The sequence below is a fragment of the Hydrococcus rivularis NIES-593 genome (assembly GCF_001904635.1).
GTDB classification, from domain to species: domain Bacteria; phylum Cyanobacteriota; class Cyanobacteriia; order Cyanobacteriales; family Microcystaceae; genus Hydrococcus; species Hydrococcus rivularis.
On the sequence record NZ_MRCB01000058.1, the window covers coordinates 1 to 11,241 of the forward strand.

The 11,241-nt window shown below is 45.8% G+C and carries 9 protein-coding genes and 1 tRNA gene; 5 read left to right on the forward strand and 5 right to left on the reverse strand.

Features of this window, described 5'->3' with window-relative positions:
• Window positions 1-216 precede the first annotated feature (216 nt).
• Window positions 217-687 (forward strand): hypothetical protein, encoded by a 471-nt coding sequence (locus NIES593_RS22800; protein ID WP_073601749.1) that lies wholly within the window; start codon window positions 217-219, stop codon window positions 685-687.
• Between the two features lie 70 nt (window positions 688-757).
• Here the strand turns inward: NIES593_RS22800 and NIES593_RS22805 are convergent.
• Together NIES593_RS22805 and NIES593_RS22810 are read right to left on the reverse strand one after the other, a co-directional pair.
• Window positions 758-831, reverse strand: a tRNA-Asp gene (locus tag NIES593_RS22805).
• A 91-nt stretch (window positions 832-922) separates the two neighbouring features.
• Window positions 923-1,348, reverse strand: a complete 426-nt coding sequence (locus NIES593_RS22810) for a DUF4332 domain-containing protein (protein WP_073601750.1) — start codon at window positions 1,346-1,348, stop codon at window positions 923-925.
• Between the two features lie 130 nt (window positions 1,349-1,478).
• On the opposite strand from NIES593_RS22810, the gene pds reads away from it, so the two are divergent.
• A complete protein-coding gene (gene pds / locus NIES593_RS22815) occupies window positions 1,479-2,912 on the forward strand; it encodes a 15-cis-phytoene desaturase (protein ID WP_073601751.1) in 1,434 nt (477 codons plus the stop codon).
• Between the two features lie 142 nt (window positions 2,913-3,054).
• Window positions 3,055-3,981 carry a 15-cis-phytoene synthase CrtB gene (crtB, locus tag NIES593_RS22820; RefSeq protein ID WP_073601752.1) on the forward strand — a complete coding sequence of 309 codons (927 nt, stop codon included), beginning with the start codon at window positions 3,055-3,057 and terminating at the stop codon, window positions 3,979-3,981.
• A 75-nt stretch (window positions 3,982-4,056) separates the two neighbouring features.
• Here crtB and hrcA read toward each other — a convergent pair whose 3' ends face one another.
• Together hrcA and NIES593_RS22830 are read right to left on the reverse strand one after the other, a co-directional pair.
• The gene (gene hrcA / locus NIES593_RS22825; protein WP_073601753.1) at window positions 4,057-5,139 is read right to left on the reverse strand and encodes a heat-inducible transcriptional repressor HrcA; all 1,083 of its coding nucleotides are present in this window, start codon (window positions 5,137-5,139) and stop codon (window positions 4,057-4,059) included.
• A 380-nt stretch (window positions 5,140-5,519) separates the two neighbouring features.
• Complete coding sequence (locus tag NIES593_RS22830; protein ID WP_217652015.1) at window positions 5,520-5,852, reverse strand: rhodanese-like domain-containing protein; 333 nt, start codon at window positions 5,850-5,852, stop codon at window positions 5,520-5,522.
• A gap of 250 nt (window positions 5,853-6,102) precedes the next feature.
• Between NIES593_RS22830 and NIES593_RS22835 the strand changes: the two genes are divergently transcribed.
• The gene (locus NIES593_RS22835) at window positions 6,103-7,788 is read left to right on the forward strand and encodes a DUF3352 domain-containing protein (protein WP_073601755.1); all 1,686 of its coding nucleotides are present in this window, start codon (window positions 6,103-6,105) and stop codon (window positions 7,786-7,788) included.
• Window positions 7,789-7,977: 189 nt separating this feature from the next.
• Here NIES593_RS22835 and NIES593_RS22840 read toward each other — a convergent pair whose 3' ends face one another.
• Window positions 7,978-9,639 (reverse strand): tetratricopeptide repeat protein, encoded by a 1,662-nt coding sequence (locus tag NIES593_RS22840; protein ID WP_073601756.1) that lies wholly within the window; start codon window positions 9,637-9,639, stop codon window positions 7,978-7,980.
• Between the two features lie 622 nt (window positions 9,640-10,261).
• Between NIES593_RS22840 and NIES593_RS22845 the strand changes: the two genes are divergently transcribed.
• Complete coding sequence (locus NIES593_RS22845) at window positions 10,262-11,137, forward strand: AraC family transcriptional regulator (protein WP_083602528.1); 876 nt, start codon at window positions 10,262-10,264, stop codon at window positions 11,135-11,137.
• Window positions 11,138-11,241 lie beyond the last annotated feature (104 nt).

Genomic DNA, 11,241 nt, shown 5'->3' on the forward strand with positions numbered 1-11,241 from the left:
GAGATAAGGCAAGCTATTTTTGGCTGCCCTTTTTTCTTGTTAGTCTAAACTCCAGAAGACAGACAAAGTAAAAAAAAAAGCGAGCTAGCAATGACCTGTTTCGCATCTAGGGGAAACACCTATAAAATCTTATCCCATCTATAAATTCAGTACTTACTCGCAGAATTTTGCAGATTCTCAAGGGGAAACATTAGTTTAGAATTCAGTGAGTAAGTAATGAAATTCCCCGTCAAACTTTGCCTGCTATTAGCTTCATTTTCAATGATCGGCATCAATAACGCTCAAGCATCTGGCTGCTACATGGTCGATGCTTCCGGTCGCAAGATAGAAATGGATTTTTGTGGAGTCAGTAGCGATCGCCCAGCAGCCCCTGCCCCTGCTTCTCAGCAAATCGAGCAGCCCGCGCCGCAAGAACAGATTGAAGAGGCTCGCTCGAACCAGATCGGTGGTAGCGTAACTAGCTCCAAGTGGGAAAAAGTTAAAGCCTTAGTAGCACAAGCCAAAGACAAAACACCCATTACTTACGAGCAAATTAAAGAGGTAATGATGTTTGATGGCGATTTGATTGCTTCTGATGCCAGTGGCAATCAGGTTTATGAGTGGCGCGATGCCGAAAATCCTAACAAAAAGATTGTAGCGGGGTTTACTCGTGGCAACCTCGCATCGTTAAAGGGAACTGTTTACTAGAAAATTACTAGAATATTGGGTAGCACTTTCTTGAATTGCCTGTTGCTTGGACGATTCCGAGAAACAGGCACGGGACTGACGGGGCTCGAACCCGCAACTTCCGCCGTGACAGGGCGGTGCTCTAACCAATTGAACTACAGTCCCATTTTTGAGCCGAATATCATAATAGCAATAATTGTGCTAGTTTGTCAAATATTTTTAGAAGAGAAATGTAGTCATACATGCCGGGAGATTCTCATGTTGCCTGGGGCGGTCGCTGTATGAGCGATCGCGCTTCCGTCGCCCATTTTTGTACGACATCAATAGAAGGACATAAATCTTGACGCTGCATGGTTGCTACGTGCAGCCGTAAAAATTGTTGGTGCAATCTGTGAACGGGCGTTTGCACCAGCTGAGAGATAGAGACAATACCGGAATGTAGCAACAGTCCACAATATTCGCAACCGACGCTGGGGATGCGGGCTAAATCGGCTAGAGCCACCCACTTATTAACATACCGAACGTGAATCTGGAGCTGATTGGCTAGTGCTTGTCTGGCACTAGGGGTATTGGCTGTCTGTAATAGCTGTTCTGTCGTCGCGATTCCGCAAGCCTTAAGTCGAGCTTGTTGCTCTTGGCTTAGTCCGGGTAGTTGTTCGATCGCCCAATAACAAGGTTGCATCGCATTAGATCCAATTAAATTTAATTATTTTTTAATAGTTCTGCGATCGACTCAAAATGTAACGAAATGCAAAGTATAATGGAATGACACAATAAACATTCAGCATAAATAGAGATTCAAAAATTTAAACATGCGAGTTGCGATCGCTGGAGCAGGTTTAGCCGGACTTTCTTGTGCCAAGTATCTTGTCGATGCAGGATACACTCCCATTGTCCTCGAACGTCGCGATGTTTTGGGAGGGTTAGTTGCCGCTTGGAAAGATGAAGATGGAGACTGGTACGAAACGGGACTCCACGTTTTTTTTGGAGCTTATCCCAACATGCTCCAACTCTTCAAAGAACTGGGGATCGAAGATCGCCTTCAGTGGAAAGAACATACACTGATTTTTAATCAACCAGAAAAACCAGGAACCTATTCTCGCTTTGACGTTCCCGATATCCCCGCTCCCTTCAATGTCATTACGTCAATTCTCCGCAACAATGACATGCTCACCTGGGAGCAAAAGATTCGCTTTGCTATTGGCTTGCTGCCTGCGGTAATTCGGGGACAGAAATACGTCGAAGCCATGGATCGATACACCCTCTTAGAGTGGCTGAGACGGCAAGGCGTTGACGAACGGGTCAATAGCGATATTTTTATTGCTGCCTCCAAAGCACTTACCTTTATCAACCCCGAAGAGGTTTCGGCAACGATTCCCCTGACTGCCCTCAATCGCTTTTTAAAAGAGCGATATGGTTCTAAGGTAGCCTTCCTAGACGGTTCGCCCACAGAGCGGCTCTGCCAACCGATGGTAGACTACATCACCGAACGGGGAGGAGAGGTGAGACTAAACGCGCCGCTCAAAGAGATTTTGCTTAACGAAGATAGAACAGTCAAAGGATTTCTGCTGCGAGGACTCAACGGCGAACCCGATGAAGTCTTGACGGCAGATCTTTATGTCTGTGCCATGTCCGTCGATCCTTTGAAAGTTATGTTACCCCAACCTTGGCGGGAAATCGATTTCTTCAAAAAACTTGAGGGGATAGAAGGCGTTCCAGTCATAAATTTACACCTCTGGTTCGATCGCAAGCTCACCGACATCGACCATTTATTATTCTCCCGTTCGCCCTTGCTCAGCGTCTATGCCGACATGAGCAACACCTGTCGGGAATATGCTAACCCCGACCGTTCCATGTTGGAGTTAGTGCTAGCACCCGCCCAAGAATGGATCGATAAATCCGATGAAGAAATTATTGCCGCAACGATGGCAGAACTAGAAAAACTCTTTCCCGCTCATTTTAAGAGCCAAAAACCTGCTAAATTGCTAAAATATCGCGTGGTGAAAACACCGCGATCGGTTTACAAAGCCGTACCGGGAAGACAAGCCCACCGTCCGTCTCAGAAAACTCCCATTGCTAACTTCTATCTTGCAGGAAGTTACACCATGCAGGAGTATCTGGGAAGTATGGAAGGAGCCGTTCTCTCTGGCAAATTAGCTGCCGTTGCGATCGCGCAAGATTACTCGCCAAAGCCAGTCGCTTCTTCCTCAACAGTCGAAGGAGAAGCCCCGTTGGTGACGAGTTAAGTTGCTTGCCGTGTCATTGATTTTGAATTGTTAATATTCAGATTGCTAATCGAATGAGACAATTCTAAATGTTTAATGGCTGAGGAGCGGTCAAACACCATCCTCCACCTCTTAAACGGATAATCGTTCTGAGAAGCGATGAATGCTGCAATTGCCTAGACCAACCCCACCCAAAAAACCGCTAGTCTCTCTTTCTGAGTCCTACGAATTCTGCCGCCACATGACGGCAGAATACGCCAAGACGTTCTACCTTGGCTCTCTGTTGCTACCAAAAGAAAAACGCAAAGCCATTTGGGCTATTTATGCCTGGTGTCGTCGCACTGATGAATTGGTAGATGGCGTGAAGTCAGAGTCTACAACTCCAACAACTCTAGAACAATGGGAACAACAACTTGAGTTACTGTTTGCAGGACATCCTGTAGACGATATGGATGTCGCTTTAACCGACACGGTTAAAAATTTCTCTATCGATATTCAACCCTTTCGAGACATGATTGCGGGACAAAGGATGGACTTAGATCGCAATCGCTATGAAACCTTTGAAGAACTTAAACTGTACTGTTATCGAGTAGCAGGAACAGTCGGATTAATTACCAATCCTGTATGGGGAATCGGCAATAGCAATAGTACCGTTCCTTGGGAAAGCCAACAAAAACTTTATGAACCAAGAGAAGAAGCGATCGCGCTAGGAATTGCCATGCAATTGACTAATATTCTCCGAGATGTTGGGGAAGATGCTCAACGAGGTCGAATTTATCTGCCTCTCGAAGATTTAAGGCTCTTTGATTACACCGAAGAAGACTTAATGAAAGGCGTTATCGACGATCGCTGGCGTGCCTTAATGCGCTTTCAAATTCAACGGGCGAGACAATATTATCACCAAGCGGAAAAAGGAATTCGCTACTTAGATTCTCGTTTGCCCGTCTGGGCGGCTTTGATGCTCTATCAAGGCATTTTAGACGCGATCGAACGCAACCAGTACGATGTTTTCACCAGAAGAGCTTTTGTTTCTAAAAGAGAAAAAATTCTGTCGTTGCCTGTCGCTTGGTTGAGAGCACAAGTGCTTTAACTAGCGAGCAGCTATCAGCGATGAGTCATCTGTAATAGCATGAGGAACGCTAGAAAATAACCCGATCGAACTCGGTTAACTCAGTGCCTCGGATAGATAGTCGGCTGTCGATTCGACCAAAGGAATGATATTTTCATAAAGCATGCGTGTCGGACCGATAATGCCTACGCTACCTGCTGGATTATCTCCCTGTCGATAAACGGCAGAAATTAAGGTACAAGAACGCATCGATTCAAGCGGGTTTTCCGAGCCGATTTTTATACTAACTCGCCTGCTGAACGTTTCGGATTCGGGGAATTCAAAAATAATCGGCAAAAGTCGATCTTGTTCTTCTTCCAACAAATGCAATAAAGTTTGCACTTGTTGTAGTTGGGAGAATTCCGGCTGTCGCAATACTTCGGAAACTCCATGAATCATAATTGGAATTAATGGAGAATAGTGAAAGCGATGACTTAATTCTTTTAATAACGTTTTTAGAAAATTGGCATATCGCGTAAATTCTCGATCGATTTCCTGCCAATTTAAAGTTGTTAATTCTGCCAGCGATCGCCCGCGTAATTTACTATTCAGAAAGTTAGTTAAAATTTGCAATTCTTCTTCGATCCCTTCCAAAGTTTCCTGACTTTCTTCTAATCCCAGATCGGATGTATTCATCAAAACTGATTGAGTTTGATAGCTATCTGTGACGATAATTAACATTACTTGAGAGGAAGAAACTCGAACGAGCTGTAAGTGACGCAATTGATTGGGAGACGTTTGAGGCATAGTAATTAAAGCAATATAACCGCTTAAATTAGCGAGAATTTGCGTTGCCCTTTGCCAAAGAGCCTCATAACTCCACTTCTCCCAATTTAATTGTTGGTTCAGCAGTTGTTCGATTTTCCGTCCTATTTTCTCATCCGGTACAATCAGTCTGTCAACATAAATTCGATATCCCCAATCCGAAGGAATTCGCCCGGCAGAAGTGTGAGGTTGATACAATAAACCTTCTTTTTCTAATCGTCCCAGCGCATTCCGAATTGTCGCCGAACTTAGGCTAAAATTGTACTCTTCAACCAAGGTTTTTGAGCCGACGGGTTCTGCCGTAGCAATGTAGTGTTGAATCGTTGCTTTAAGAATATTTTGATAGCGTTCTGTTAAGTATGGTCGCTCGATCATACGGTATAGCAACAAAGAAACAGAATTTTTTAAAAAGGTTAATCAATGAATTTTTGTCAGTATAACTGGTTAAGTACTAAAAACGTATAGCCCTAAGGATATACTCTTTCTTTAAGATAACTTTTTCAACTGTGGAGGTCGAATAAGAAAACTTTCTAAGGACGGAAGACTGGGAGACTGAGGGATGGGGGAATGTGGGAAGTGGGAGACGGGGAGATAGGGAGACGGGGAGACAAGTAACTACTACCAACTAACTAATAACTAATCCCCAATCCTTTGATCAAATGACTGCTGTACAGGCGGTTTTTTTACATGAACTGTTAGTAAGTCTGTTTTAGACACACTCACCCCTACGATCGCTAATAACTGCCTTCCGACTTCTAATATCGAGGCACGTTGGGATCGACTAAAAGAGAATAGGCATCGATCCCGCCGGCAACGTTTTTAACATTGGTAAAGCCATTATTTTGTAACCACTGGCACATCTGGGCAGAACGCACGCCATGGTGGCACATTACTAACGTTTCAACATCGGGATCGAAGCGCGTCTTAATTTGTTGTGACCATTGTTCGTATTGACTGAGAGGAAGTACCTCAAATCCTTCGAGATAGGCTATTTCCACTTCTTCGGGTTCTCTCACATCAATCAATTGCAATTGGGAATCTCGTTTGGCAAGACGTAGTGCCAATTCTTCAACGCTAATTTGGGACATCGATCGCTCCATAACCTTTTTGAGAAGATACTTCTATAGGAATATTTGTTAATAGATTAGCAAATGAAAAGAGCGATCGCGCCCCAAGCAAGGTATGCTAGACCATTGGAAGATCTAAAATACCAATTCGCAATTGACAATTAGTCAGCAGCGCTGGGTATCAGGCTCCCTCAAGGAGCATCTTTAGCGCTCTTTTTTAGCAATGGTATAACCCAAATCAGTGACAACCGATAACCGATAACTGATAGCCGTGAAACTTCGCTCTTTTTTGCTCGTTCTTGCCACCGTTGCCGTCGTGCTATTAGCTATTGCTGGCGGGAGCTTATATTGGATTTTGGCTCAAAGTCCGCTCCCTTTGGTCAAAGGAGGAGTGATAGACCAACCAACGGCGGCGATCTTCGTTCCCAAACAAGCCCCCGTAATGGTGTCGCTGTTGGTCAATCCCGATCGCCTGGAGTCCTTTGCTCAATTAACCGCCTATCCCAAAAACCGACGGCGATCGCGTGGCGAGATCGAACAAGTAGAAAGAAGTCTATTAGCCAACACGGGATTGGACTATCAAAAAGAGATTCGACCCTGGATTGGGGATGAAATCACCCTCTCGGTCACTTCTCTCGACTTCGATCGCGATCCGGCTAACGGCGTGCGACCGGGCTATTTACTCGCGGTGAGAACGAAAGATCCGGAACTGGCGCGGGAATTTCTCCAATTATCCTATTCCAAACAGGCGATCGCGGGCACTTTCGATCTCGTTTTTGAACGATACAAAGGGATCGATCTCATTTATAAGCGACCCCTGCAACCCCCGCTAAAGACCAGTTTTCTTGCCAGTGCTGTCGTTGGCGATTTCGTTGTCTTTGCCAACGATCCCAAAGTGTTGCGAGATGCCATTAACAACGTTCAAGTAGCAGATCTCAACTTAAAAAATTCTCCCTATTACCAGGAAGCCCTGCAAACCATCCTCGAACCTCGAATCGGCGTTGTCTATGCCAACCTTCCTGCCGTTTCTGCCTGGATCGCCAATGCTCCCGTGCCAGAAACCCCCGAAGTGCGACAGATACTTACGGTAGCCCTATCGCTGAAGTCTCAGGGATTGGTTGCTCAAACGGCACTTATCGGCGTAGCGGGAGCAGAAAACAAAGCGCCTGCGCTAGCTGCACCCGTGGGAGCTTTGGCATACGTCCCCGACGACGCAATTTTGACGGCGGCGGGGATGAATTTAAAGCAGTTTTGGACGCAAATCGAGACGGGATTAGAACCTGATAGTCCACTTCAGCAAATTTTCAATCAAGCGCTCAACCTCCTGCAAGAACCTTTAGGAATTAATTTGCCCCAAGAGATTTTTGACTGGGTTCGAGGCGAATATAGCCTCGCTCTGGTGCCGCACCCCGATGGAGGCGAACCGGATTGGATCTTTATTGCCGAGAAAACGGCCGATGCGAATGCTGACGAAGCGATCGCACATTTAGATACGCTGGCAAAAGAACAAGGATATAGCGTTGGCAATTTGCCCCTACTAGATAAGACGGTCACTGCATGGACGAAACTATCGACTTCTACTGGGAAAGGATTGGATAGTTTGGCGCGTTTGCAGGCAACGGTCAGTGGAGTCCATACGAGCGTCGATAAATACGAGATTTTTGCTACTTCTGTGGAAGCGATGGCAAAAGCCTTGCAAGATGCAGAACGTTCTCTAGTCAATAGCAAAAAATTTCAACAAGCAATTTCTGCCTTGCCAACCGAAAATGATGGTTATTTCTATATTGATTGGAATCAAAGCGAACCAATTCTCGATGAAAAATTACCGCTGGTTCGCGTCGTTGAATTGGCTGTCAAACCGTTGTTTAAAAACTTGCGATCGCTTACGATTAGCAGTCAAGGCAGCCAAAATAGTATCCGTCGCGCGACTATCTTTTTTAATTTAGGAGTAAGATGAACAATTTGATGGATTTATCTGCATCGCGATCGCTAAATTCACATCTTACACCTGAGTGATGACACGCTTCTATAGAAGACTCACAGCAGAATTTAGTCAATTTTAATGGACTTGGGCTGTAAGCCAAGAAATTTATTTCTTGGCGCAATATGAGGCTTACCGATCGTGGTGCAAGATTTGAGCCAAACGTTAAAATCGCGAAGCCTTAAGGCTTACGTCGGCATTTTTCCAAACCGCCTCAAATTGGCTTTGTACGGCTTTGGCTTCCTCAGTCTTGCCTTGCGCCTTCAAACTCTGTGCCAATCCGAACAACGACCAGCCATTATTGGGGTGTTGCTCCAAGTCTTGGCGGTAGACGGCTTCTGCTTCTACTGGACGGTTTGCTTCGAGCAGTGCCGCACCGAGAAATTGTCTGACCGGGAAGTACCAATAAGGCGGCTCCATGTAAGGAAGTTCGTCTTGAACTTGGACGGCAGTCTCAAGTAAACGGATTTTTTCATTCTCATCGCCGCGCAAACCCGCGATTTCTGCCTGGAGAACTTTATCCGCGATCGCGATCTGTTTCTCTCCAGAGACGACTTCTAAGGATTTAAGTCCGCCTTTCTGGGCGATTTGTTGCAGGGATTTTGACTCTTTGACGGCTTCGTCGAGTTGTCCTTTGGTAGCGAAAGCCAGCCCGCGAGCGTAGTGCCATATCCCTGTCATATAAGGAAGGTCGGCAAGGGGTTGGGGCTGCTTGAGGATTTCATCCCACTGTCCAAACCGCGCCATCATAAATAACGGAGTAGAGCTAACCCACTGAAGTTCTGCGCTCTGGCTAGCTTGCTCTGGTTGAATGTGCGAGGCGATTTTACGGGCAGCGTTGAGAGCTGTCTGGCTGCGTCCTTCCATCGCCGCAGAGTAGGCAAGGAAGTGTATATTGTGGCTGTAGTAAAGGGCGGGATAGAAGCCCTGTTCCTGGGTTTGAGCGATGTAAGACTCGTCGGCGGCGATCGCGCGTTCGTTGGCTAGGGAAGCATCTTCGTAGCGTCCGACGCGCAGATAAATGTGCGATGGCATGTGGACGAGATGCCCGGAATCGGGAACTAAATTGCGCAGGCGATCTGCTGAGGCAATGCCGAGTTCGGGACGTTCTTTTTCTACAGCATGGATGTAGAGGTGGTTTGCGCCGGGATGGTTCGGATTGCGTTCTAAGACATTTTCTAGAGTTGCGATAATTTCTTTGCCCTCTGGTTTGGGTTCGCCATTGTCTTCCCAATAATCCCAGGGAGTCGTATCCATGAGCGCTTCCGCAAACAACGTCGCTGCGTCGAGATCGTCTCGATAGCGCTGCGTCACCTCCCGCATGGCATTAGCATAAGCAATATCGAGTGGTGCGCGGTCTTCGACGGGTTCTGAGGGATACCGTTTTGCTAAAGCTTGGATGTAAGCTCGTTCTTTTTCAGTGGCATTTTGGCTCAATGCAAGCGCTTTTTGTAAAGCTTGTCGAGCATCGGGTAAGGCTTCTGCATTCATCGGGGCGTTGATGTTCGGACCGAGGACGAGGGCAATTCCCCAGTAACACATGGCGCAATTGGGATCGAGTTTGGCTGCCTCGCTGAAAGAACGCGCTGCCTCGGCGTGGTTGAATCCATAAGCTAGGATCAGTCCTTGGTCAAAGTAGCGCTGAGCCAATGAATTTTTAGTTGAAATTGGGTAATGGTAGTTGCCAAGATTTTTGAATAGAGGTGCCGTGCGTTCGGCGGACTCTAGCTCGGATTCGGTGCAGGCTGAGAGTTTAGCAGGTTTAATCAAACCTTCCGATATGCCAAGAGTCAATAGTAATGTTAAAACAAACAAGTTTCTATACACTGAGACCCCCTCCTTAATTCATTCTTTGCTTAATTAATATTGATGGAGGCACAAATTTAAGCAGATTGTCGAGTGGCTATTTGCCAGCGATCGTTATTTAAGTTTTACCAGTCGGTTTGCAGGTAGATTTTTGACAATGAGCTTCGTCCCCAAAGCGATCGCACCAGTTTAAAAAAGGGGCACTATCTTTGGGAACTCGCTCGTAATAGACAAGTTTGCTAGTTAGAGATACTCCACCGTGAGACGGCGGAGCCTCCTCTAACTTCGTGAATTTCTTTTTTTGCTTTGGCTAATGTAGGTTTAAAAAATTCCTTTTTTATTAAAAGATATAGTTCCTAGCTCAAGCCATTTAAATGCGATCCGACTGCACGATTTTTTCGGAGTTTTTTTTGCGAGCTTTTAGAATCAAAATCAATATATCTAGGAGCCGTATACCTAATAAGATATACCTAATTCGAGCCAACGGTCGTACCTCTAAAGATAGAGAGCAGCGCAGGCTCTGGCAATGACCAAAACAATTCAAAGTTCAAAGTTCAAAATTCAAAATTTAAGAGGGTACAAGCTTCTCCTTTCAAGGAGTAAAATTTACCTGTCGTTAAGAGTTGTGAAGGGCTATAGTGGGATGTCGAAAGAAAATTCTCTAGCGATCGATTTTACTCAAGAAGATACCCTGCTGTCTATTTTCTCTTGCTTGCCCATCGCTTCGAGTTATAAAGCAGGCTGGAAAAATATTCAGCTCGCTCATTTCCGTCAGCCTCCTCATTGCATTCCCGAACATTCTTTCGGGCAACACATTATTTGCATTAACGTCGGCAATCCAGTGCGGTTGCAACAGGTGGTAGAAGCTCGTTCTGAAACAGTACATTCGCTACCCGGCGATATCGGTCTTTATCCAGCCAACCTGTGGCAAACTTTTCGTTGGAATGGGGAGGCAGAATTCTTAAACCTATATCTGGAACCAACTCTACTCCTACAACTCAGTTATGAATTGGGTGGGGGAAATAGCATCGAACTCGTCCCTCAACTAACTGGGTTTTTCGATCCGCTGATTCAAAATATCGCTTTAGCACTCAAAAGGGAACTCGATCTCGATGGCGCAGGAAGTCATCTCTATGCCGATTCGATGGCAAACGCCTTAGCCGTTCACTTACTGACTCGATACTCGACGCGAGAACGTGCCATTCGCTCTCCCAAAGGCGGACTATCCAAGCAGCAGTTAAAGCAAGCGATCGACTATATCCACGAGCATTTAGAGCGAGATTTAAGCTTAGCCGAACTGGCTGCTGTCGTTCGACTCAGTTCCTATCATTTTGCCCGTTTATTCAAGCAATCCACGGGAGTTTCGCCCCATCAGTACCATATTCGCTTTCGCATCGATCGCGCCAAGCAATTGTTGCAGGGAGATTTGACGATCGCACAAGTAGCTCATACTGATGGAAAGGTCATTAAGTTTAGACAGTATATTGATACCCTGGCAGTTGTCAGTGCCGTCAAATAATTTTTCTCTCTAGAGTGCGATCGCTAATTCGATTTAAAATCGCAAGAACGGCGTTTTGGTAGCAACCGTACAGAAACTTACGCTAAGGCTGTAAAGCTTGCCAG

Coding starts and splice junctions, on each gene's coding strand:
- pds (WP_073601751.1), top strand. CDS start 1,479: ATGCGAGTTGCGATCGCTGGAGCAGGTTTAGCCGGACTTTCTTGTGCC.
- hrcA (WP_073601753.1), bottom strand. CDS start 5,139: ATGATCGAGCGACCATACTTAACAGAACGCTATCAAAATATTCTTAAA.
- NIES593_RS22800 (WP_073601749.1), top strand. CDS start 217: ATGAAATTCCCCGTCAAACTTTGCCTGCTATTAGCTTCATTTTCAATG.
- NIES593_RS22830 (WP_217652015.1), bottom strand. CDS start 5,852: ATGTCCCAAATTAGCGTTGAAGAATTGGCACTACGTCTTGCCAAACGA.
- NIES593_RS22845 (WP_083602528.1), top strand. CDS start 10,262: ATGTCGAAAGAAAATTCTCTAGCGATCGATTTTACTCAAGAAGATACC.
- crtB (WP_073601752.1), top strand. CDS start 3,055: ATGCTGCAATTGCCTAGACCAACCCCACCCAAAAAACCGCTAGTCTCT.
- NIES593_RS22810 (WP_073601750.1), bottom strand. CDS start 1,348: ATGCAACCTTGTTATTGGGCGATCGAACAACTACCCGGACTAAGCCAA.